This window comes from Pseudomonas sp. Ma2-10 (genome assembly GCF_054330215.1).
Genome location: NZ_JBTEYL010000008.1, coordinates 186332 through 208845 on the forward strand (window position 1 = coordinate 186332; position 22514 = coordinate 208845).

General features: G+C 56.6%; 20 protein-coding genes. 11 read left to right on the plus strand and 9 right to left on the minus strand.

Annotated features, from left to right (window positions below; genetic code table 11):
- The first annotated feature begins 8 nt into the window (after window positions 1-8).
- A complete protein-coding gene (locus ACXPVS_RS12985; protein WP_458510280.1) occupies window positions 9-650 on the plus strand; it encodes an oxidoreductase in 642 nt (213 codons plus the stop codon).
- 55 nt (window positions 651-705) lie between these two features.
- Here the strand turns inward: ACXPVS_RS12985 and ACXPVS_RS12990 are convergent, their stop codons facing one another.
- From ACXPVS_RS12990 to mpl, 3 genes are read right to left on the minus strand one after another with little or no spacing between them, the layout of a single operon-like run.
- Window positions 706-990, minus strand: coding sequence for a YceK/YidQ family lipoprotein (locus ACXPVS_RS12990; RefSeq protein WP_458510281.1), 285 nt, complete (start codon window positions 988-990; stop codon window positions 706-708).
- Entirely contained in the window at window positions 983-1615 is a 633-nt protein-coding gene (gene ubiX, locus ACXPVS_RS12995; protein ID WP_458510282.1) for a flavin prenyltransferase UbiX, read from the minus strand. The genes ACXPVS_RS12990 and ubiX overlap by 8 nt, the downstream gene beginning before the upstream one ends.
- The gene (gene mpl / locus ACXPVS_RS13000; protein ID WP_458510283.1) at window positions 1612-2961 is read right to left on the minus strand and encodes a UDP-N-acetylmuramate:L-alanyl-gamma-D-glutamyl-meso-diaminopimelate ligase; all 1350 of its coding nucleotides are present in this window, start codon (window positions 2959-2961) and stop codon (window positions 1612-1614) included. The genes ubiX and mpl overlap by 4 nt, the downstream gene beginning before the upstream one ends.
- Before the next feature lie 185 nt (window positions 2962-3146).
- Between mpl and ACXPVS_RS13005 the strand changes: the two genes are divergently transcribed.
- Window positions 3147-4295: a molecular chaperone DnaJ gene (locus ACXPVS_RS13005; protein WP_458510284.1), complete on the plus strand. Its 1149-nt coding sequence runs from the start codon at window positions 3147-3149 to the stop codon at window positions 4293-4295.
- Window positions 4296-4331: 36 nt separating this feature from the next.
- Here ACXPVS_RS13005 and ACXPVS_RS13010 read toward each other — a convergent pair whose 3' ends face one another.
- Complete coding sequence (locus tag ACXPVS_RS13010) at window positions 4332-6245, minus strand: sigma-54-dependent Fis family transcriptional regulator (RefSeq protein WP_458510285.1); 1914 nt, start codon at window positions 6243-6245, stop codon at window positions 4332-4334.
- A 301-nt stretch (window positions 6246-6546) separates the two neighbouring features.
- Here ACXPVS_RS13010 and exaC point away from each other — a divergent pair, with 301 nt between their 5' ends.
- The 9 genes from exaC (at window position 6547) to ACXPVS_RS13055 (ending at window position 15834) form a co-directional block, all read left to right on the plus strand.
- Window positions 6547-8067, plus strand: a complete 1521-nt coding sequence (exaC, locus tag ACXPVS_RS13015) for an acetaldehyde dehydrogenase ExaC (RefSeq protein WP_458510286.1) — start codon at window positions 6547-6549, stop codon at window positions 8065-8067.
- Between the two features lie 162 nt (window positions 8068-8229).
- Window positions 8230-9678: an ethanolamine permease gene (eat, locus tag ACXPVS_RS13020; protein ID WP_458510287.1), complete on the plus strand. Its 1449-nt coding sequence runs from the start codon at window positions 8230-8232 to the stop codon at window positions 9676-9678.
- 51 nt (window positions 9679-9729) lie between these two features.
- A complete protein-coding gene (locus tag ACXPVS_RS13025; protein ID WP_458510288.1) occupies window positions 9730-11124 on the plus strand; it encodes an ethanolamine ammonia-lyase subunit EutB in 1395 nt (464 codons plus the stop codon).
- 8 nt (window positions 11125-11132) lie between these two features.
- A complete protein-coding gene (eutC, locus tag ACXPVS_RS13030; RefSeq protein WP_458510289.1) occupies window positions 11133-11957 on the plus strand; it encodes an ethanolamine ammonia-lyase subunit EutC in 825 nt (274 codons plus the stop codon).
- Window positions 11958-12075: 118 nt separating this feature from the next.
- Window positions 12076-12537, plus strand: a complete 462-nt coding sequence (locus ACXPVS_RS13035) for a GNAT family N-acetyltransferase (RefSeq protein ID WP_458510290.1) — start codon at window positions 12076-12078, stop codon at window positions 12535-12537.
- 205 nt (window positions 12538-12742) lie between these two features.
- On the plus strand, window positions 12743-13399 hold the full coding sequence (locus ACXPVS_RS13040; protein WP_458510291.1) for a DedA family protein: 657 nt from the start codon (window positions 12743-12745) through the stop codon (window positions 13397-13399).
- Between the two features lie 6 nt (window positions 13400-13405).
- Window positions 13406-14218: a M90 family metallopeptidase gene (locus ACXPVS_RS13045; RefSeq protein ID WP_458510292.1), complete on the plus strand. Its 813-nt coding sequence runs from the start codon at window positions 13406-13408 to the stop codon at window positions 14216-14218.
- Between the two features lie 113 nt (window positions 14219-14331).
- Complete coding sequence (gene ppa / locus ACXPVS_RS13050) at window positions 14332-14859, plus strand: inorganic diphosphatase (protein WP_458510293.1); 528 nt, start codon at window positions 14332-14334, stop codon at window positions 14857-14859.
- Between the two features lie 222 nt (window positions 14860-15081).
- A complete protein-coding gene (locus tag ACXPVS_RS13055; RefSeq protein WP_458510294.1) occupies window positions 15082-15834 on the plus strand; it encodes a S24 family peptidase in 753 nt (250 codons plus the stop codon).
- Window positions 15835-16559: 725 nt separating this feature from the next.
- Here ACXPVS_RS13055 and ACXPVS_RS13060 read toward each other — a convergent pair.
- The 5 genes from ACXPVS_RS13060 to ACXPVS_RS13080 form a co-directional block, all read right to left on the minus strand.
- A complete protein-coding gene (locus ACXPVS_RS13060) occupies window positions 16560-17132 on the minus strand; it encodes a sigma-70 family RNA polymerase sigma factor (RefSeq protein WP_458510295.1) in 573 nt (190 codons plus the stop codon).
- 73 nt (window positions 17133-17205) lie between these two features.
- Entirely contained in the window at window positions 17206-18399 is a 1194-nt protein-coding gene (locus ACXPVS_RS13065; RefSeq protein WP_458510296.1) for an EAL domain-containing response regulator, read from the minus strand.
- Between the two features lie 68 nt (window positions 18400-18467).
- Window positions 18468-19238 (minus strand): OmpA family protein, encoded by a 771-nt coding sequence (locus tag ACXPVS_RS13070; RefSeq protein ID WP_458510297.1) that lies wholly within the window; start codon window positions 19236-19238, stop codon window positions 18468-18470.
- 9 nt (window positions 19239-19247) lie between these two features.
- Complete coding sequence (locus ACXPVS_RS13075; protein ID WP_458510298.1) at window positions 19248-19664, minus strand: DUF4398 domain-containing protein; 417 nt, start codon at window positions 19662-19664, stop codon at window positions 19248-19250.
- Window positions 19665-19863: 199 nt separating this feature from the next.
- Window positions 19864-22299 carry an autotransporter outer membrane beta-barrel domain-containing protein gene (locus ACXPVS_RS13080; protein WP_458510299.1) on the minus strand — a complete coding sequence of 812 codons (2436 nt, stop codon included), beginning with the start codon at window positions 22297-22299 and terminating at the stop codon, window positions 19864-19866.
- Between the last annotated feature and the right edge of the window lie 215 nt (window positions 22300-22514).

Sequence of the window (22514 nt, forward strand, 5' to 3'; positions counted from 1 at the left end):
GAAACGCTATGTACTTGACGCCTCAGCACGTACTGCTTGCCGGAGCTACCGGTTTGACCGGTGAACATCTTCTTGACCGTCTGCTCAATGAGCCAACTATTTCACGGGTTCTGGCACCCTCACGCCGGCCATTGGCCGAGCATCCCCATCTGGAAAACCCGGTCGGCGACCCTGCTGTGTTTCTGCCGCAATTGAATGGTCGCGTCGACATCGCCTACTGCTGCCTGGGCACCACAATCAAGAAAGCCGGCTCGGAACAGGCGTTTCGCGCGGTGGACCTGGACATGGTGGTGGCGTTCGCCAAACGTGCACGGGAGATGGGCGCACGGCACCTGATCGTGATCAGTTCCCTGGGGGCCGATCGGAGATCCTCTGTTCTCTACAACCGGGTCAAAGGCGAGATGGAATATGCATTGCGCGCACAGGACTGGCCGCAACTGACCATTTGCCGTCCTTCGCTGCTGCTGGGCGAGCGTATGGAACCGCGTATGGCTGAACAATTCGTCGGGCCTTTGTCCCGTTTGATCCCCGGCAAATACCGCGGCATCGAAGCCTGCCAACTGGCCCGCGCCATGTGGCGACTGGCACTGGAAGAGCAGGACGGGGTGCGGGTCGTGGAGTCGGATGAGTTGCGCAAGTTAGGTAAGTAAATCTGTGGCGTCCAGGAAGACGCCATCGCTCGCGATCAGAGCGCGAAGCGCTCTCCTACAATCCACCCGTTGCCTGAAAACTTACCCCGATCACCGTCAGCACCGACAGCGGCAACAGCAGCGTGTCGAGCAACGCACTGGCCGGCAGGTCGACGCCCGGATAGCTCGGGGCTTCGGCGCCAAAGCGGTCCATGGCGCAGCAACCGCCGTTCATGGCATACAAATCCAGGCGCGTCCCCGAATACACCACCGGTGCACCAGGCTTGGCGGCATCAAGCGTTCGCACCGTGGCGCAGCCAGCCAATTGCAGCGCCAGCACAATCGCCAGCAGCTTATTCATCGCTGGTCAGATGGTGTTCGCCCCAACGCGGCAGCATGTCCTGGGGAATGTTCAGCAGATTGAGAATTCGCGCCACGACAAAATCGATCAAGTCGTCGATGGTTTGCGGCTGATGATAAAAGCCTGGCGATGCCGGCAAAATCGTCACGCCCATGTTCGACAGCTTGAGCATGTTCTCCAGATGGATACTCGAGTACGGCGCCTCACGCGGCACCAGAATCAGTTGACGACGTTCCTTCAAGGTGACGTCGGCAGCACGCTCGATCAGGTTGTTGCAAGCCCCCGTCGCAATAGCCGACAAGGTCCCGGTGGAACACGGCACCACCACCATCGCTGCTGGCGCGCCGGAGCCCGAGGCCACCGGCGACATCCAGTCTTCCTTGCCGTACACCCGAATCTGTCCGGCGGCAGCGCCGGTGTATTCGGTGAGGAAAGCCTGCATCATCTGGGTTTTCGGCGGCAACGTAACGTCTGTCTCGGTGGCCATCACCAGTTGCGCAGCCTTGGAGATAATGAAGTGCACTTCGCGGTCTTCACGAATCAGGCAGTCAAGCAGGCGCAAACCGTATTGGGCGCCTGAAGCGCCGGTCATCGCCAGCGTGATGCGTTCCGGGCCGTTGTTCATTGCAGCGCCTCGGCAAGTTTGCCGTGCAGGCCGCCGAAGCCGCCGTTGCTCATGATCACCACGTGAGTGCCGGGCTGGGCCTGGCTCTTCACACGTTCGATAATGCCTTCCAGCGATTCGCTGACGATCGAGGGCACCGTGCACAACGCAGCAGTCGCCCCCAGATCCCAACCGAGGTTAGCCGGCGCGTACCAGATCACTTGATCGGCATCGGCCACGCTTTCCGGCAAGCCGTCGCGGTGAGCGCCGAGTTTCATGGAGTTGGAGCGCGGCTCGATGATCGCAATCAACGGCGCACCGCCAATGCGCTTGCGCAGACCGTCGAGGGTCGTGGCAATAGCCGTCGGGTGGTGAGCAAAGTCGTCGTAGATGGTAATGCCACGGACCTCCGCCACTTTCTCCATCCGGCGCTTGACGCTTTTGAATGCACTCAGCGCAGCGATGCCCATGGACGGCACAACACCAACGTGGCGCGCCGCAGCCAACGTGGCCAGCGCGTTGGCGACGTTGTGTTGGCCGGTCATGTCCCACTCGACCACACCTTGGGCAACACCGTCGAACATCACTTCAAACTTCGAACCGTCTTCGCTGAACAGTTTGACCTGCCACTGACCGCCGGCACCGGTGGTTTGCACCGGCGTCCAGCAGCCCATCTCGATCACACGCTGCAACGCAGGCTCAGTAGTCGGGTGGATCACCAGGCCTTCGCTCGGGATGGTCCGCACCAAATGGTGGAATTGTCGCTCGATGGCAGATAAATCGGGGAAGATGTCGGCATGATCGTATTCCAGGTTGTTCAGGATCGCCGTGCGCGGGCGGTAGTGAACGAACTTGGAACGCTTGTCGAAGAACGCGCTGTCATATTCATCGGCCTCGATCACGAAGAACGGAGTGCCCCCCAGTCGAGCGGACACCGAGAAATTTTGCGGCACGCCGCCGATCAGGAAACCCGGGCTCATGCCCGCGTGTTCCAGCACCCAGGCGAGCATGCTACTGGTGGTGGTTTTGCCGTGGGTACCAGCGACAGCCAGTACCCAGCGACCTTGCAGCACGTGATCCGCCAGCCATTGCGGGCCGGAGACATACGGCAGGCCTTTGTTCAGCACGTATTCGACAGCCGGGTTGCCGCGGGACATGGCATTGCCGATCACCACCAGATCCGGAGCCGGATCGAGCTGCGCCGGGTCATAGCCTTGGGTCAATTCAATGCCCTGAGCCTCAAGCTGAGTGCTCATCGGCGGATAGACGTTGGCATCGGAGCCCGTCACGTGATGGCCCAGCTCTTTGGCCAGAACCGCCATTGAACCCATGAAAGTGCCGCAGATACCAAGAATGTGAATGTGCATTAGTCGACCTCGTAAAACATGGCCGCAGGTTAGCGTAGGGAGGGGGAATTCGCACCTTGTGTTTGACTGCCACAATGAGCTGCAGGAAGATGCCGCCCACTCAACTTCGGCAAAACCAATACTCGGGATACAGCCAGACAACGTAGCGATTTGCCCGATAATTCATGTCTTTGAGGAGTCACATCATGAAAAACACCGACTCTCAGCTCAGCATCGCCCCCGCGCCTGGAACGAAGAAACTCTCCGCCGGGCAGCGGAAATTCAATGGGCTTATCAAGAAAATCGAAAAGCAGCGCCAGGCGCTACAGGCATGGGAAGCCGCCACCCCTTTATATATTGAACGCTGGCGCGAGGAGTTCATTCCTCAGTTCCACACATTTAGTCAACGCTCGCTTGAGCTTGTGCAGGTTCTGGATGAACTCAGCGAACGGATCAAACTCTCGAAAACCGATCGCCATACGTTGATTCAGGAGATTTGCGCCCAGACCTTCTCGTTGATCGATAGCGGCAACTACACAGATGAAGATAAAGCCACCTTGAAAGCGTTGTACAACAAGCACAGCGGCCGTAACTTCGATGCCGACGAGAGTGAGGACGACGAGCTATTGAAACAGGGATTGCAAGAGATATTCGGCGTTGATCTGGGCGACGATATCGACACGCTATCTACTGAGGAAATTGCGCAAAAAATGCACGAGCACCTGTGGGCCGAGCACACGACGCAGCAGCAAAGCACCGGCAAAAAAACCGCAAGCCACCTGCGCCAGGAAGCAGACGCCGCGCAAGCCAGCCAATCTGTGCGTGAGATTTATCGCAAGCTGGCCAGTGCCCTGCACCCCGATCGAGAAACAGACCCCGAGGAGCGCGAACGCAAAACCGTGCTGATGCAACGAGTCAACCACGCCTATGGCGAACGGAACCTGCTTGATCTGCTGCAACTGCAATTGGAAATCGAGCACATCAGCGCAGACACCCTTGATGCACTTCCCGCTGATCGGCTTAAACATTACAACCAGGTGTTGTCAGAGCAACTCGAAAAGCTGCAAGGCGAAGTGTTCGAAATGGAGCTGGCGTTCAAACAGCAATTCCAGCTAGATCCGTTCGATGAGGTGACACCCAAGAACCTGGCCGGCAAGTACCAATATCAGCTCAACATGCTAATTCACGACACAGAAGAGCTGAACGGCCTGCGCGAAGAACTGAAGGATCCCAAAATCTTGAAAGCCTGGCTCAAGGAGCAAAGGGAGTATCAGAAGATGATGGACGCCATGGACCGTGAAGCGGACCTGTTCGATGAACAGTTCGACGACCTCCCGGATTCGTTGTTTCGCTGAATTTCGGTCATGGGGTCTGGCTCAACTCCGCGCTCCTTAACGAGCAATCCCATGCTTGCGCAACTTTCTATAAAGAGTGTTGCGGCTGACGCCCAATTGCTCGGCGGTGTGAGTCATGTGCCAGCGCTGTTCCTCCAGAGCATTTAGCAGCGCCAGCCGCTCGGCATCCTCCAGCGGATGCTCCGACGGCTGTTCAGGGGCAGCGACCGGCACCGGCCGAGCCTGACGAATCATCACCGGCAAATCCTCCAGCCCGATCCGCCCACCGTCGCACAACGCCGCTAACGTGCGCAGCACATTGCGCAACTGCCGCACGTTCCCCGGCCAGGCGAAGGCCAGCAACGCCTGGCGCGCCGGACCGTCGATCAATACGGTTTCCCCGCCGGCCTCTTCGGCCAACAAAAAGTCGAGCAACTGAGACTTATCACTGCGATCACGCAGCGCCGGCAGTGCAACTTCCAGTCCGTTGAGCCGGTAATACAAATCCTCGCGGAAGCTGCCGTCCTGCACCCGCTCCAGCAGATTGCGGTGAGTGGCGCTGATGATCCGTACGTTGACCGACTCCGGCTCGCCGCCGATCGGCACTACCTGACGATCCTCCAGCACCCTTAATAGCCGGGTCTGCAAAGCCAGGGGCATGTCGCCGATTTCATCAAGGAACAGAGTCCCGCCATCGGCCTGCTGCAACTTGCCACGCATGCCTTCCTTGCGCGCACCGGTAAAGCTGCCGCCGCGATAGCCAAACAGCTCGCTCTCGATCAGGCTTTCGGGGATAGCAGCGCAGTTGAGGGCGACGAACGCTTTTTCTGCTCGCTGGCTGGCCTGATGGACGGCTTTGGCAAACGCTTCTTTGCCGGATCCGGTTTCGCCGTTGATCAGTAGCGGTACGTCCCGCTCGAACACGCGCAAAGATTTGCGGAAATCTTCCTGTAACCCCGTGTCGCCCAGACAAATGCCCGACAAGCGCGAAGGCTCGGCGATCACCGGACGTTGCACCACCGGCACAGGAATGCTGCGTGGCTGCCCGCGCAACACGGCAAACAGACTCCGCCCATCGCGCGTGCGCAACGGCCAACTGGCGCTGGCATTGACGCTGGCGCGGCCGAGCAATTGATCCAGCGAGCAGTCGAAAAACGCCTCCACCGGTTTGCCCAGCAGCCCACCGCGGATATGCCCCAGCAGGTTCAGCGCACTCTGGTTGACCGCACTGATCCGCCCTTCCCCGTCAAACGCCAGCAACCCTTCGCTGAACAACCCGACGGATTCGGCCTGCAAGTGAAAACGCAGCAACCACTGATTGTCGAAATAGCGCAGGAAATAGCAGCTCTCGATCATCTTCGCCGAAAGATTGACCAATGCCATGGTATGGAATTGGCTCTGACGCGAGACCTCGTGACGCGCCGAGGACACATCGAGCACCGCCAGCAGTTCGCCGTGCGGGTCGAACACCGGACTCGCCGAGCAGGTCAGGCCGGTGTGACGGCCGCGAAAATGCTCGTCCTGATGGATGGTCAGTGACTGACGCTCCACCAGACAGGTGCCGATGCCGTTGGTGCCTTCGCAGGCTTCGCTCCAGTCAGCCCCGAGCCAGAGGCCTGCGCGCTCAAAAATCTTCCGCTCGGCAGGCGCGGTGACGCAATTGAGGATCACGCCACGGGCGTCGGTCAGCAGAACCGCGTGGCCGGCACCGGAGAGTTGCTGATGAAGGCTGGTCATTTCGCTGCCGGCGATGTGCAGCACCTGCTGCAAGCGCTCGCGGCTTTCCAGGATGCGGCCATGTTCCAGCACCGTCGGCGCCATGGTCAGGGCCGGGTCGAGATGATAGTCCTCAAGACAGCGCAGCCAGGACCGGGCAATCGACGGATCGCTGCCAGGGCCGTGCAGGTGGGATTTGCCCTGAGTGACGGTCAGGACTTGCTGGGCATGGCGACTCAAATGGTTGTCGTGCATTTCTTATTGTTCTCCCCGGGGGCTCGGCGACCCGTGGTTGAGGTGATGCCGAGCATCCTCCAGCCTAGCCTTCATTGCAATGCTGGCAAGACCGTCCGGTCACAGGTTGCGCCAGAAGCGGTACAAAGTGTCACCAAGGCTGTACCAAAAGCGTCACAGGCAGCGTCCGCCGGTCCGACAAAAACTGCGTAAAGCCTTGGTTTGCCTGAGCTACAAGGCAGTGGCCCGACCTTTGCTCTACGCTTATAACAAGCGCACAAGCGCGCTCTCTTATAAGTACAAAAGCCAAGGAGAAAACATCATGCGTTACGCTCACCCCGGTACTGAAGGCGCTATCGTTTCGTTCAAGAGCAAATACGGTAACTACATCGGCGGCGAGTTCGTCGCGCCTGTTAAAGGTCAGTACTTCACCAATACCTCGCCGGTAAATGGCAAACCGATTGCCGAATTCCCGCGTTCCACGGCCGAAGACATCGACAAAGCCCTTGATGCGGCCCACGCGGCCGCCGATGCCTGGGGCGCCACGTCCGCCCAGGCTCGCTCGCTGGTGCTGCTGAAAATCGCCGACCGCATCGAACAAAACCTGGAAGTCCTGGCGATCACCGAATCCTGGGACAACGGCAAAGCCGTTCGTGAAACCCTCAACGCCGACATCCCGCTGGCAGCCGACCACTTCCGTTACTTCGCCGGTTGCATCCGCGCCCAGGAAGGCAGCGCTGCAGAGATCGACGGCAATACCGTGGCCTATCACATCCATGAACCCTTGGGCGTGGTCGGGCAGATCATCCCGTGGAACTTCCCGATCCTGATGGCCGCGTGGAAACTCGCCCCGGCCCTGGCCGCCGGTAACTGCGTGGTGCTCAAGCCTGCCGAGCAAACGCCACTGGGCATCACCGTGCTGATGGAGCTGATCGGCGACCTGCTGCCGCCGGGCGTGCTGAACGTGGTGCAAGGTTTCGGCAAAGAAGCCGGCGAAGCGCTAGCCACCAGCAAACGCATCGCCAAGATCGCCTTCACCGGCTCGACCCCGATCGGCTCGCACATCATGAAGTGCGCCGCCGAAAACATCATTCCGTCCACCGTGGAGCTGGGAGGCAAGTCGCCGAACATCTTCTTCGCCGACATCATGCAAGCCGAGCCAACCTTCATCGAAAAAGCCGCCGAAGGCCTGGTGCTGGCGTTCTTCAACCAAGGCGAAGTCTGCACCTGCCCTTCCCGCGCATTGGTGCAAGAGTCGATCTACGACGACTTCATGAAAGTCGTGATGAAAAAAGTGCTGTCGATCAAACGTGGCGACCCGCTGGACACCGACACCATGGTCGGCGCCCAGGCGTCCGAGCAGCAATTCGACAAAATCCTTTCGTACCTGGAAATCGCCAAGGGCGAAGGCGCCGAGTTGCTGACCGGCGGCAAGGTGGAAAAACTCGAGGGCAACCTGGCGACCGGGTACTACATCCAGCCGACCCTGCTCAAGGGCACCAACAAAATGCGTGTGTTCCAGGAAGAAATCTTTGGCCCGGTGGTGAGCATCACCACGTTCAAGGACGAAGCCGAAGCCCTGGCCATTGCCAACGACACCGAGTTCGGCCTGGGTGCTGGCCTCTGGACCCGCGACATCAACCGCGCCTACCGCATGGGCCGCGCCATCAAGGCCGGTCGTGTGTGGACCAACTGCTACCACCTGTACCCGGCGCACGCCGCGTTCGGCGGTTACAAAAAATCAGGCGTCGGTCGTGAAAACCACAAAATGATGCTCGACCACTACCAGCAGACCAAAAACCTGTTGGTGAGCTACGACATCAATCCTCTGGGCTTCTTCTAAAAAACCGGGGCGATGCAGAGGGTTCTGCATCGCTTCTCGAACAGCCTTTGGGGGCACACCCGCGAAGGCAATCAAAGATTCAGCGCAGATACCCTGGCAAGTCTGCACCCTTATCCGGCGCTAGAAGCGCCGATCAAAAACAATAAGAACAGGTTAACCTCTATGCCTAGCGATCAATCACGCTTGCCGCCGGCTACCTCCTCCGTCGACTTTGAAAAAGTCGACTCCGACTATTTCCAGCAACGCGAACTGAAAAAAGGGGCGGCAGGCTGGGTCCTGCTGGTGGGCCTCGGCGTCGCCTACGTTATCTCCGGCGATTACGCCGGATGGAACTTCGGTCTGGCCCAGGGTGGCTGGGGCGGCATGTTTCTGGCCACGTTGTTGATGGCGACCATGTACCTGTGCATGTGCTTTTCCCTGGCAGAACTGTCCTCCATGATTCCTACCGCCGGCGGCGGCTACGGTTTTGCCCGAAGCGCATTCGGGCCGTGGGGCGGATTTCTGACCGGAACGGCGATCCTGATCGAATACGCCATCGCACCCGCGGCAATCGCGGTGTTTATCGGTGCCTACTGCGAGTCACTGTTCGGCATCGGTGGCTGGATGATTTACCTGACGTTCTACATCATCTTTATCGCCATCCATATTTTTGGTGTCGGTGAAGCCCTGAAGTTGATGTTCGTCATCACCGCCGTCGCCGCTCTGGCACTGGGGGTGTTTCTGGTGGCGATGGTGCCGCACTTCGATGTCGCCAACCTGCTCGACATTCCGGTGACCGAGGCCAAGGGCGCGAGCACTTTCCTGCCTTTCGGCTACGTTGGCGTCTGGGCGGCGATTCCTTATGCGATCTGGTTCTTTCTGGCCGTCGAAGGCGTGCCGCTGGCGGCGGAAGAAACCAAAAACCCGAAACGCGACCTGCCCCGCGGGCTGATTGGCGCCATGCTGGTGCTGGTAAGTTTTGCCCTGTTGATTCTGGTGATCGGCCCTGGCGGTGCGGGTGCCAATGCGCTGCTGACCTCGGGCAACCCGTTGGTCGAAGCATTGAGCAAGGCTTATGGCGGCTCGACCTGGATGGGCCACTTCGTCAACCTGGTCGGCCTGGCCGGACTGATCGCCAGCTTCTTTTCCATTATTTACGCCTACTCGCGACAAATCTTCGCACTGTCCCGCGCCGGCTACTTGCCGCGCAAACTGTCAGAAACCAACAAGAGCAAGGCCCCCGTACTGGCATTGATTATTCCCGGCATCATCGGGTTCGGATTGTCGTTGACCGGTCAAGGTGACTTGCTGATTCTGGTGGCGGTGTTCGGCGCCACCATTTCCTACGTGTTGATGATGGCGGCACATATCACACTGCGCATTCGGCGCCCCAAAATGGATCGTCCTTACCGTACACCGGGCGGTATCTTCACCTCGGGTGTAGCGCTGGTACTGGCTTGCATTGCCGTGGTGGCGGGCTTTCTGGTGGATCCGCGCGTGGTGATCGGCGCGGCGGTCATCTATGGAGTGTTAATTGCTTATTTTGCTATCTACAGTCGGCATCACTTGGTAGCCGGTACGCCCGAAGAAGAGTTCGCGGCCATTCAGAAGGCTGAAGAAGCCCTGCACTAACAGCCGAAAACTACGGCGCAGGCCCCGTCTGCGCCGTCACGGAGAATCTGTATGGCAAGTTTTGCTCACACTGTCGGCGCCCAGACCTATCGCTTCGAGAGTCTCAAGGACGTCATGGCCAAGGCCAGTCCAGCGCGTTCCGGGGATTTTCTGGCGGGTGTCGCTGCACTCAACGATGGCGAGCGCGTGGCTGCGCAGATGGCTCTGGCTGACATCCCACTGACTCACTTCCTACAGGAAGTACTGATTCCCTACGAGGCCGATGAAGTCACCCGACTGATCATCGACACTCACGACAAACACGCATTCGCCGCCGTCAGCCACCTCACCGTCGGCGGCTTTCGCGACTGGCTGCTCAGCGATGCCGCTGACGAACAAAGCCTGCGCGCCCTCGCGCCAGGCCTGACACCGGAAATGGCCGCCGCCGTGTCGAAGATCATGCGCGTGCAGGACCTGGTGCTGGTCGCGCAGAAAATCCGCGTGGTCACGCAATTTCGCGGCACCATGGGCCTGCGTGGCCGGCTATCGACACGCCTGCAGCCCAACCATCCCACCGACGAACCGGCGGGCATTGCCGCGAGCATTCTTGACGGGCTGCTATACGGCAACGGCGACGCGATGATCGGCATCAACCCGGCCACCGACAGCATTGCCTCGATCTGCGCCATGCTGGAAATGCTCGACGCGATCATCCAGCGCTACGAAATTCCGACACAAGCCTGCGTGCTGACCCACGTCACCACATCGATTGAAGCGGTCAATCGCGGTGTTCCACTGGACCTGGTGTTCCAGTCGATCGCCGGCACCGAAGCGGCGAACGCCAGTTTTGGTATCAACCTGAACGTGTTGCAGGAAGGTTACGACGCCGGTTTAAGCCTGAATCGCGGAACGCTGGGGCAGAACCTGATGTATTTCGAAACCGGTCAGGGCAGCGCCTTGTCAGCCAACGCCCACCACGGTATCGATCAACAGACCTGCGAAACCCGCGCCTACGCCGTTGCGCGCCATTTCAAACCGTTCCTGGTGAACACCGTCGTAGGATTCATCGGCCCGGAATACCTCTACAACGGTAAACAGATCATCCGCGCCGGCCTCGAAGACCACTTCTGCGGCAAGCTCCTGGGCGTGCCCATGGGTTGCGACATCTGTTACACCAACCACGCCGAAGCCGACCAGGACGATATGGACACCCTGCTGACCCTGTTGGGCGTGGCGGGGATCAACTTCATCATGGGCATCCCCGGCTCCGATGACATCATGCTCAACTATCAGACCACCTCATTCCACGACGCCCTTTACGCCCGCAAGACGCTGGGCCTGAAGCCTGCGCCGGAATTCGAACAATGGCTGGCGAGAATGGGCATTTTCACCCAGGCAGACGGCAAGATTCACTTCGGCGACAGCTTGCCGCCGGCTTTCCGCCAAGCAATGGCGCAACTGGGATGAGTGTTGAAATGGATAAACCACCCGTTGATCCAAAGAACCCGTTGCTGGAACTGCGCCGCCTGACGCCGGCCCGGATCGCCTTGGGTAGAACCGGCACCAGCATGCCGACCCGCGCGCAACTGGATTTCCAGTTCGCCCACGCTCAGGCACGGGATGCGGTGCACTTGCCGTTCGACTCTGTGGGGCTCAGCTCACAACTGGCTGAACGCGGGCGAGCCAGTTTGCACCTACACAGCGCCGCTACGGACCGGAACAGTTATTTGCAACGCCCCGATTTGGGGCGAAAGCTCAGTGATGAGTCAGCTCAGACACTGCGCGATTACGCATTGACCAATCCCGGCGGTGTCGATCTGGCAGTTGTCGTTGCCGATGGGTTGTCGGCGTTGGCCGTTCATCGCCATACCCTGCCATTTCTGGCGCGGATGGAAGATCAGATGGTGAGTGACGGCTGGTCCGTCTCACCGGTCATTTTGGTGGAGCAGGGTCGGGTCGCCATAGCCGACGAGATCGGCGAACTGCTGGGTGCGAAAATGGTGGTAATCCTGATCGGCGAACGCCCTGGCCTCAGTTCCCCGGACAGCCTGGGGCTGTATTTCACCTACAGCCCAAAGGTCGGGCTGACAGATGCCTATCGCAACTGCATCTCCAATGTCCGACTCGAAGGCCTGAGTTACGGCATGGCAGCACACCGCTTGCTGTATTTGATGCGCGAAGCCTGCCGGCGGCAGTTGTCGGGGGTCAATCTGAAGGACGAAGCCCAGATTCTGACACTGGAGTCGGACGCAGGAGCGGACATGAAAGGTAATTTCCTACTGAGTCCGCCGGATGCCTGAACCGATTCCGCATTGCGTTTCTGATTCAGTTTCAGGCAGGATCGACACGCGGCTGCTCGAGTGAGAACCGTTCGCCGTCACAGTACGTGAAGACAGCCACTTGAAGACGAGACCTACCATGCGGATTATTCAAGCGACCCTCGAACACCTGGACCTGTTGACCCCGTTGTTCGTCAAATATCGCGAGTTTTATGGCGCCCTGGCTTATCCGGACTCGTCCCGGGCGTTCCTTGAAAAGCGCCTGCGTCGCAAGGAATCGGTGATTTACCTGGCCCTGGCCGATGACGACAGCAACAAACTGATGGGTTTCTGTCAGCTGTATCCGAGCTTTTCGTCCCTTTCACTGAAGCGCGTGTGGATCCTCAACGACATCTACGTCGTCGAAGAGGCTCGCCGCCAGTTGGTGGCCGACAACCTCATCCGCACCGCGAAAAAAATGGCCAAGGAAACCAACGCGGTACGCATGCGCGTTTCCACCAGCAGCAATAACGAAGTCGCGCAAAAAACCTACGAATCCATCGGGTTCAAGGAAGACACCGAGTTTAAGAACTACGTGTTGCCGATCAGCGACGAGCTCTGATCCGCTCCCACAGGAATCGATTGCACCCCTCCAACCCGTGAGGATCCCTAGACATCCCCCGCTACAAACTCAACGCGCTTTTCATCTCTCAGCCCGTATAATGCCGACCGTTCTGGCTTGTAAGAAAAACTACACCTGTCTGTAGCCTTTCGCGAAGTCATCCGCACAGGCCTGCCGAGTCGGGCCGTCACCTCAGGTGCTCTCCATGGATTTCAACCCGCTGGACCTTATTCTGCATCTCGATGTTTACCTCGATATGCTGGTAAACAACTACGGGCCATGGATTTACGCCATTCTGTTCCTGGTGATCTTCTGCGAAACCGGTCTGGTGGTCATGCCGTTCCTGCCGGGCGACTCCCTGCTGTTCATCGCGGGTGCCGTTGCGGCCGGTGGCGGCATGGACCCGGTGCTGCTGGGCGGCCTGCTGATGCTGGCGGCGATCCTTGGCGACAGCACCAATTATGTGGTCGGACGAACGGCGGGCGAGCGTTTGTTCAGCAACCCGAACTCAAAAATCTTCCGCCGCGACTACCTGCAGCAAACCCACGAGTTCTACGACAAACACGGCGGCAAAACCGTAACCCTGGCGCGCTTCCTGCCAATTGTCCGTACCTTTGCACCGTTCGTCGCCGGCGTGGCGAGAATGCCGTACCCGCGGTTCTTTGCTTTCAGCGTCCTCGGCACCATCCTGTGGGTCGGTGGCCTGGTGACCCTCGGTTATTTCTTCGGCAACGTACCGTTCATCAAGAAAAACCTGTCGCTGCTGGTCGTGGGCATCATCCTGCTGTCGTTGGTACCGATGATCATCGGCATCGTCCGCAGCCGCTTCGGCAACGCCGCGTCCAAAACTCAATCGCGCTGATTCACCATGTGGTCACTTAGCGCCTGGCGTCGCCGGCGCACCTTGGCCAAATACCCGATTGCCGACGACATCTGGCAGCGGGTACGTCATCACTTGAGTTTTCTCGATGGCCTCAGCGCTGCTGAAGACCGGTGGCTACGTGAAGCCAGCGTACTGTTCCTCCAGGACAAACACCTGACCGCCCTGCCCGGCGTCGAACTCCACCAGGAGCAGCGCCTGCTGCTTGCCGTTCAAGCGCAATTGCCGTTACTGCATCTGGGCGATCTGAACTGGTATCAGGGTTTCCACGAAATCGTCCTCTACCCCGACGACTTTCTCAGCCCTCAGCGCCATCGCGACGCCAGCGGCGTCGAGCACGAATGGGCTGGCGAACACAGCGGCGAAGCCTGGCAGCAAGGTCCGATCATCCTCGCCTGGCCCGGCGTGATAGCCAGCGGTGGCTGGGAAGGCTACAACCTGGTGATCCACGAACTCGCGCATAAACTCGACATGCTCAACGGCGACGCCAACGGCCTGCCGCCACTGCACGCCGACATGCGGGTCAGCGACTGGGCCAAGGTCATGCAAGAGGCCTACGACGACCTCGATCGGCAACTGGATCGTAATCCCGACGCTGAAACCGCCATCGACCCGTACGCGGCGGAAAATCCGGCTGAGTTCTTCGCGGTCACTAGCGAATACTTCTTTAGCGCCCCGGATTTGCTGCACGAGGCGTATCCACAGGTCTATGAGCATCTGAAGCTGTTTTATCGTCAGGACCCTCTGACCCGGCTGCAGCAACTTCTGGCCGAAAACCCGGTCTATCCGGCACACGACTAAGGTCTCTACGACCTCTGGCACATGGCGTCGACGAAGGAATATGCCTATAATCGCCGCCACTTTTTGGTCAATCCGGCCAAGTGTTTTTGGTCAACTAACGGGGGCACCGCCCAATGAGCTACAGCAAGATTCCGGCTGGCAAAGACCTGCCGAACGACATCTACGTCGCGATCGAGATTCCGGCCAACCACGCCCCAATCAAATACGAAATCGACAAAGACAGCGATTGCCTGTTCGTTGACCGTTTCATGGCCACCCCGATGTTCTACCCGGCCAACTACGGTTTCATCCCGAACACCCTGGCTGACGACGGTGACCCCCTCGACGTGCTGGTCGTGACCCCTTACCCGGTTGCGCCTGGTTCGGTCATCCGCGCCCGTCCGGTCGGCATCCTGCACATGACCGACGACGGCGGCGGCGATGCCAAAGTCATCGCAGTCCCACACGACAAGCTGTCCCAGTTGTACGTCGACGTGAAAGAGTGCCGCGACCTGCCACCCCTGCTGATTCAGCAGATCGAGCACTTCTTCGCGAACTACAAAGACCTCGAAAAAGGCAAATGGGTGAAGATCGAAGGTTGGGGCGACGCAGAAGCCGCTCGCACCGAGATCATGAAGTCGGTTGCGGCCTATAAAGGCTGATAGCCGCCTCTCACGGACGGCTATAACGAAGAACCCCGGTTGATCCGGGGTTTTTTGTGGGCGTATGAATATCAAACTCAACAGCACATTTAACGGGTAGGCAAACCAGTTTTTCTTGTTTATTTTTTACAAAAGACCTCTTACATAAGGACTTAAAATTCACGCCAGATTTGAACGTTTTGTTGAATCAAAGCCTTATGCCGCACGGCTAGACTCGTGTTTATGAAAAAGAACAAAACCTGCGGCCCACGATTCAGAATGCTCCTGAAAGAGCTACAAATCACGACAACGAGATTTGCCGAATTCCTGGGTATTTCCGACCCTCAAACTGTCCATAACTGGTATACCCGCGGAGTTCCTGACTACCGCATGGAAGATGTCGCCAGAAGACTGTCCGTGAACACTGAATGGCTGAAAACCGGCGAAGGACCGCAAGACGCCAGGGAATTGCATCTGATCGACGCGTCCGGCAACACCTTCAACGCCCAGTCAATTCGGGGCACCTACCGGGTCATGGATCCAGTCGATATCGAACTACCCTTTTACAAAGAATCGGCCACTGCCCCCGCCTCCGACAAAACCCATGTTATCAAAGACCCCAGTGAATCCATCCGCTTGCCGCGCAGCGATCTTGACGCCCTGGAAATCAACCACGCCAATGCCATTTGCGCTCGCATGGTTGGCAATAGCATGGCCGAAAAATTTGAAGATGGCTCCATCGTCGCCATCGACCGCGGGCTCACGCAAATTGTCGACGGGGAGATTTACGCAATCGAACACGACGGCATGTTGCGCATCAAATACCTGAGCCGGGTACCAGGCAACGCAATACGCATGCGCAGCCACAACAGCTCCGAATACCCGGATGAAGTCTTCAGACCTCCGCTAATCGAAGAACAAAAAATAAGGGTTCTGGGATGGGTGTTCTGGTGGTCGACCCTGAATAAACGCAGGCCATCCGTACCTTTTCTGTAAACACATGACTTTGTAGCCGCCAGCTTCTCTAGCGGCTACACGTCACGGGATAGCTCTAGGACGCACACTACGCTGGGAATTTCGCAAAAAAATCAGTATGCTGCGCCCCACATTTGCGCATCGACCCGCCTCGCGGCTCAGATCGCACCGACAAGGCAGATGATTTTCTCGCCAAGTCCCACAGCCGGACGCAAGATCCGGGTGTACGTTTTGAAGGCTGGCGCGGTTTGCCAAAAATGAACCAAGCCAGTCCCCGAGAAGCCGGCCACAAGCCGGCTTTTTAATGTCTGAAATAATCCTATCCCATCCAAGAATCTTCCTGATAGCTTAGCTATTCTAGGGGTTTCAGGCATTCCCCTATCCGATGGTGTTCAACGCCATTTGACCTCATCCGACACTCATGAAGATGGTGATGCCCACGGTGGGGTGTGACCGAAGAAATGGCGTAACGGCAGGCTGCGAAAGCTGGAGCTGTATGCGTTTGCCCACATCGGCAAGTTGTCTGCCGAAGAGGTCGGAACGACCCTGGCGCTCAAAGTGCGGCAACTCATATGGGCAATCAAAACCAGAACTGTCTAGGAAGTCCATGGGCAGATTGAACAGATTCTGGATGCAGCCAAGGCACGCAACCTACGGCAGCGTGAGAACCTTGCTACGAGAACAGCGGTGCTAAACCGTTTGCCGGATCAATACACGTCGCGGGCATGTTGATTAAGTCTCAGCACTCAACGTGCTCCATTAATCCTTGCCGCCAGTGCTTTGAGCCCACGGTGTATGCCTATTTTCACGGCTGACTCAGATAACCCTGTTCTCTGAGCAGTTTCAGAAACAGACAGTCCTTCAAGCTTCACATGCAGTATAGAAAAACGCTGACGCTCAGGTAGTTGCTTGAGTAGTTTGTTCAAATCGCGACTGGTTTGGGCAAACTCAAGATAAGGTTCGGCAAATAGTTCCGTTGCATCATCAAGTGAGTCGTTGAACATATCATAGCGAGCGCCCCGACGGAAAAAGTCAGCAAGTTTGTAGCGCGCAATGGCGAAAACCCATGATGTCAGAGGTTGACCCACCAAGTATGTTTGCCGTCCGTTATGCACGGCCAACAATACTTCTTGCAACAAGTCTTCGATTTCACTCGGTTGACGCTGAAGCCTATTGCGTAAAAAACCGCGTACATGAGCACTAAGTTCTGATAAAAACGAGTGATAGGCTTTCTCGTTTCCGTCCAGGCCAGCGAGGAACAATGCCTGAAGATGAATCTCCCGACTGCGCAACGCTTCGTTATGTTTAGTTAGCTCCATCGTCAACTCTGGTTACGCAGTGATTACATGCCAATAAGAGTACTTACGCCCACAGATCAACTACCTACCCGATTCACACTAGCCGACCTATATTTAATCGTTTGAGAAGATCTTCCCCTGTCATCGGACGTGCAAAAAAATAACCTTGTCCAATGGTACAACCTAATTCCAATAACGCTATACGCTGCTCATTGGTTTCAATACCCTCAATCACTACGGACATACCAAGGGATTTCCCCAACTCCAATGTGCTGCTGATAACCGCTTTTCGCCCTGGCTCCTGATCTAGAGACCGGACGAACTCTCCGTCGAGTTTTATTTCATTGAATGGTAATTGACATAGTCTTTGCAGAGACGAGAAACCGGAACCGAAATCGTCAATTGAAAGACGACACCCCATCACGCGCAAACGATAAAGATTTTCAAGACTGGTGACAGGCGTTTCTATGAGTCCGCTTTCCGTCAACTCAAATGTCACGCCCGAGCCCGGCACACCATAGTGATCAAGTAGTTTTTTTATTCGATCAGTAAGGTCGGAGTTACTCAGTTGATTTGCGTGTAGATTGAAAGAAAAACTTACCGAGCAACCTTGTTCGACAATATACCGCTGCAAGACGAGGCTTTGCTTCAACTGATCGAATAACAGGTCGTCTAACAGGTCGAAATTTTCCAGCGAGGGTAGAAAAAACGAAGGTGGCAAAACACCTAAAGACGGGTGCTGCCATCTTGCAAGCACCTCTACACCGCCTATCTTACCGGTGACCATATTGTATTTTGGCTGGAAATAAGCGCGAAATTCATTTGCCGCAATCGCCCGGCGCATCTCAATTTTACTGGGTGGTGTTATGGGTGAAATGGTTGCCGTCGGGGTGTGAGGATTTAGTGAGTATTTTTTTAACATCTTATCTAAAGCATCTTTATTTAGTGGCTTTTCGACATCTCCCAACAGATTAATCCCTAATAAAACAATGAGACGCTTCACTGTTCGCCTGAGATCGGCAGAAACGGAACTGCTTATAATTAATGCTTTGACAAGTCCTGAGTCAGCAATCTTCTGAAAAAACTCTACGCCGTCCATGCCTTCCATTTGCAGATCACAAAGTGCAATGTCTACCGGCCCTACTTTATCGAGCACCGATAACGCTTCATTACCATCAGCCGCTTCGAACACTTCCTTACACCCCAGACAACGGAGCATCGCGACGGCAACGGATCTTTGAAATGCATGATCTTCAAGGACAATTACACGCAGTGGAGAAATAGACATTTTGAAGGGCGCTCTTAAAGCTTTGTCACTAAAAGGCGATCAGGAGTATCCCCAATCACCTAGTAAGGTTATCGCGCCTGAACGGCCGACGAACCATTTGAAATAATCACTTCCACGCGACGATTAAGTTGTCGCGCGCTCGCGGTGCCATTCCCGGCTACCGGGTATTCTTCACCATAGCCATGAGTAGAGATCCGCGACGGATCAACGCCTTGCAGTATTAAGGCAGACGCTACCGAGTCGGCGCGATTCTCGGAAAGCGCCTGGTTCAGGCTCTCACTGCCGACCGAATCGGTGAACCCTTCGATCCGCACTTTGCGTTCAGGGTTAGCCTGGAGAAACGTATACAGCTGTTGCACATTGCGCTGCATCCCGGATTTGAGATCGGATTTGCCCGTGTCGAACAGCACATCACCAAAGGTAATAACTTGGCCACGATCCGAAGGCTTAGCCTTCAATGCCTGCAAAGCCTTGAGTTGCTGAGTGCGAACATCCAGCTGCACCTGAGTACGTTCGACATCAATATTGCTCAAGCCAGCACTCGCTTCTCGACCCAAGATGGTCTGTTCGGCCAGCGCGATTTTTTGACTAGCCAAGTAAACCAGTTGATCAAGACCTGGCGCGGTGCGGTCGGAGTTGGACAGCACATCGGCCTTACTCAGCGCGGAGAAAGCCGCTTGGGTTTCGATAGGCGCGAGCGTGCTCGATTTTGGGTTGCTTTGCAGATTCGAATACTGTTTCCGAGCGTCAACCAGTTGAGCGTTTTCGGGAGTTGCAGCGCAACCCGCCAGAACCAATGCAACAGTAGCGGCCAGCGGTAACATCAAGTAAGTACGCATGGTTGTTCCTTAGCGAGTTGGATTAGGAACTGGAGCAAGACCATCTGCTGGCGCTTGCAGCATTTCTTGTTTAAGAACCTGAATTCCAGCTTGAGCATCTTTCAGATCTTTTTGTGCCTTCACAGTGGTAGCGGTGCGTTCAGCCAGATTGGCATCCGCCTGAATCTGCTCCGCCAACTCCCTGACCTTCACATAGTGCTTTTCCCCTATTTCCCGCTCCATCAGGAACAACTTGTCTTGCGCGGCTTTCATTTGCAGCGGCGCATACTCAGTCGCCCCTGCCGATACCGCGCGGCTTACAGCGTCCTTGGAGAGCGAAATTTGATCGTTTGGGATCGGCGCACTGGCACAGGCACTTAAGGTTGCTGCGGTGACCAACAGCAATAATGGAGCAGGTGCTCGGTTGTAGAGTTTTCGGTAGTTCATTCAATGCTCCAGCCGCTTCAAGTTGAGGACTTTTGGGTGAAACCCAGTCGACGATTTTGCCGAGCAAAATAGCTAAAAGAACGACGAATAGGCCTGTGACCTTGTAGGAAAATTCCCAGAGATCAGTCGACAACTGCGAATTGCCAAATCGCAGGCAAAAAAGACCCGGCATTGAGCCGGGCCAAGGGAGCAATGTTTCTTACCAGAGATAGCGATAGCCTAATGTCACGCCCCATGGCTGCTCGATGTCGTTGCCTTTGGCATACTCGGCATCCATGGAAATCTTGCTCTTGTCGCTGACCTGCAGAATGCCACCGAACCCGAGCTCGACACGATCACCTGGCAACTCGGTTTTGAAGTTGTTGCCGTTGACCTTCACATGGCTGTCACCGGCGTGTTCGTTGATGTAAGACGCCTTTACGTAGGGTTGGACTTTCAGGCCGCTCTCCAGCTCTATGCCCCGACCGAACAGTGAGCCCACTCGGCTTTGCAGCGAATCCACTCGCAGGGAATCAACCTGCAGGCCGTTACTCGCCGTGTACTGATCGCCTTGAGTGCGGGTAGCTGTGAGCTCCAACTGCGGTTCAACAAACCAGCCGTCCTTGAGGGCGATGTGCTTGCCGACTTCAACATCCATGCCGATGCCATGGCTCCCGTAGGAACCTTTGACTGCATGACCCAGGTTGGTAGGCGCCTTGATGTCGGTGTCGAAATGGCTGTACTTGAGCACCGTGTCGACGTAGATGCCGTTATCGTTAAGGTAGGTTGCGTAAGCGCCGACCATTTTGCTGTCGATCACGCCACTCGCCCCTTCGCCGAAGCTCAGATCAGAGCGTGCCGTGCCCACCATCCCGCCGACGTACACTTTGCCGTTTGCCAATGGAATGGCTTTGTCTGCGCCGATTTCCATGCCGGTATTGTTCTGCGTGAAGGCCCGGCTGGCGTTCTCGCTGATGTTGAAACGACTGCCGATGGCCCGTGTCCAGACACCGCCATCATCCTGCCCAATCCGCAACTCGCCCAATCGCTTGACCAACGTGCTCATCTGCGAGTTCCACAACGTCGCGACTGCTGTCTGGGATGCAATGGCCGCATTAGCGCCCTTGGACAGAAGCTCTGGGTCGGGTTTGCCTGGGTCAACCGGATTAATTGGCAACCCGGAGCTGTTCACCAAAAACCAATCGTCGCCCTGTTGCTGGAGGGTGTATCGAAACGCGCCAGCATCAACATGTTCACCGTACAACCCAAACTGACCCGCACCACCATTGCCATCGACCAACCGCAGTTCACCACCCGCCGCTGCCGGCTCATGCCCGGAGTCTTCGACCACTAATGTGTGATTGCCTTCAATCTGTCCGCCAACTCGCAAAAGATTACCCTGGAGGCTGGCTAGGTCGCTGTTCATCAGGAAGCTACCGTTACCGCTGAGATTGCCGTCAATCGTTAGCGTACTAAAAGGGCTGCCCGAAAACTTCACCTCGCCACCTGCGATGTTCAACTGGCCGATCTGCGAGTCACCGGTCAATTGCCATTGGCTCTGATCAAGTGTCAGGTTATCCAGACCGTGAACCGTGCCGATGAGGCTGGAGTGATCCTGTAACTGAAGCCCGGAGTTGAGTGCGGCGACCTGAATATCACCGGTCAATTGCGAGCGGCGTGCAGTGATCTGAACGTCTTGGGTGTCGACAAATGAACCATCAGTGAGCTGGCGCTGCTCCACGACCAACAGTTTCTGCGCGCTGATTTGTGAATCGCTCAAATCGATATTCGTGCTGCCACCCTGCACGCTGATACCACGACCGGCAGCGGCACTGATAGCGCTGTTGTTGAGTACAAAGGTGTTACTCACACCGACAGTTGCCTGCGATTGCAGACCGATGCTGTTGGCGCCGTCGGCGCTGACGCCGACGTTATTGAGCCGTAAGGTGCCGCCATTATTACCTTGCAAACCACGGGCACCGTCACCGGTCAAACTCACTGTGGAATTGCTTGCATCAATGGTCGAGCCAGCAGAGGCTACCAAGCCCATGGCCGTCTCACTGCTGCTCAGGTCGATGTTACCCAGGGTGATATGCGAGTTATCGTTGGCATACGCGCCGACGCTGTTGGCACCGATTTGAAGCGACAGATTTTGCGCATCGATGGATGAAACATTGCCTGCATACAACGCGTAAGCATTACTGCCCACCGTGTGAATGTGCCCACCGTCAAGGGTGGCGTTACCACCTAACTGTGTAAATACACCAATCGCACCGTTGCCCTGGGTGTCTATATTCACGTTGCGAGCAATCAACTCGCTATCAGCATGCGGCACCCATATGCCAAACGCATTGGCGCCGGTTGTGGTTATCTGTACATCATCGAGCGTGGCCGTAGCATTGCGGTTAACGTTGACACCAATGGCGTTGTCACCCGAGGTTTGGACAGTGACATCGCTCACATTGGCGACGGCCCGCTGGGTTATATTTGCGCCCAACAAATAGATGCCATGAGCGGTATCCCCGGAAGTTTGCAAGGTGCTATTAGTTAGGTTGAGCACACTATTATCGAGCACGTTAATTGCGTAGGAAAAATCCCCGCGAGTGCTGAGGGTCAACTCGTCGGCTTGCACTAGTGCCCGGCGCTCAAGATTCAAAGCAAACGAATCGTTACCTCGGGTACTGATCCGGCTATTGCTCAGATCGCCCGTGTGGTTGATTCCAGCGAAGCTAAATCCGTGGCTTGCATCGCCCAACGTAGTAATGCTGGAGCGGTAATCCCCCCTGAAAAAAGTACTCGTCGGAAGTAGAATTTTCTCCTAATCGGATCAAGGAAATTTTAAGTGAAGACATCGCGTTTTTCGGATAGCCA

Excerpts from the sequence above, each read along its gene's own strand:
- ACXPVS_RS12985 (WP_458510280.1), top strand. The coding sequence starts at position 9 with ATGTACTTGACGCCTCAGCACGTACTGCTTGCCGGAGCTACCGGTTTG.
- ACXPVS_RS12990 (WP_458510281.1), bottom strand. The coding sequence starts at position 990 with ATGAATAAGCTGCTGGCGATTGTGCTGGCGCTGCAATTGGCTGGCTGC.
- ubiX (WP_458510282.1), bottom strand. The coding sequence starts at position 1,615 with ATGAACAACGGCCCGGAACGCATCACGCTGGCGATGACCGGCGCTTCA.
- mpl (WP_458510283.1), bottom strand. The coding sequence starts at position 2,961 with ATGCACATTCACATTCTTGGTATCTGCGGCACTTTCATGGGTTCAATG.
- ACXPVS_RS13005 (WP_458510284.1), top strand. The coding sequence starts at position 3,147 with ATGAAAAACACCGACTCTCAGCTCAGCATCGCCCCCGCGCCTGGAACG.
- ACXPVS_RS13010 (WP_458510285.1), bottom strand. The coding sequence starts at position 6,245 with ATGCACGACAACCATTTGAGTCGCCATGCCCAGCAAGTCCTGACCGTC.
- exaC (WP_458510286.1), top strand. The coding sequence starts at position 6,547 with ATGCGTTACGCTCACCCCGGTACTGAAGGCGCTATCGTTTCGTTCAAG.
- eat (WP_458510287.1), top strand. The coding sequence starts at position 8,230 with ATGCCTAGCGATCAATCACGCTTGCCGCCGGCTACCTCCTCCGTCGAC.
- ACXPVS_RS13025 (WP_458510288.1), top strand. The coding sequence starts at position 9,730 with ATGGCAAGTTTTGCTCACACTGTCGGCGCCCAGACCTATCGCTTCGAG.
- eutC (WP_458510289.1), top strand. The coding sequence starts at position 11,133 with ATGGATAAACCACCCGTTGATCCAAAGAACCCGTTGCTGGAACTGCGC.
- ACXPVS_RS13035 (WP_458510290.1), top strand. The coding sequence starts at position 12,076 with ATGCGGATTATTCAAGCGACCCTCGAACACCTGGACCTGTTGACCCCG.
- ACXPVS_RS13040 (WP_458510291.1), top strand. The coding sequence starts at position 12,743 with ATGGATTTCAACCCGCTGGACCTTATTCTGCATCTCGATGTTTACCTC.
- ACXPVS_RS13045 (WP_458510292.1), top strand. The coding sequence starts at position 13,406 with ATGTGGTCACTTAGCGCCTGGCGTCGCCGGCGCACCTTGGCCAAATAC.
- ppa (WP_458510293.1), top strand. The coding sequence starts at position 14,332 with ATGAGCTACAGCAAGATTCCGGCTGGCAAAGACCTGCCGAACGACATC.
- ACXPVS_RS13055 (WP_458510294.1), top strand. The coding sequence starts at position 15,082 with ATGAAAAAGAACAAAACCTGCGGCCCACGATTCAGAATGCTCCTGAAA.
- ACXPVS_RS13060 (WP_458510295.1), bottom strand. The coding sequence starts at position 17,132 with ATGGAGCTAACTAAACATAACGAAGCGTTGCGCAGTCGGGAGATTCAT.
- ACXPVS_RS13065 (WP_458510296.1), bottom strand. The coding sequence starts at position 18,399 with ATGTCTATTTCTCCACTGCGTGTAATTGTCCTTGAAGATCATGCATTT.
- ACXPVS_RS13070 (WP_458510297.1), bottom strand. The coding sequence starts at position 19,238 with ATGCGTACTTACTTGATGTTACCGCTGGCCGCTACTGTTGCATTGGTT.
- ACXPVS_RS13075 (WP_458510298.1), bottom strand. The coding sequence starts at position 19,664 with ATGAACTACCGAAAACTCTACAACCGAGCACCTGCTCCATTATTGCTG.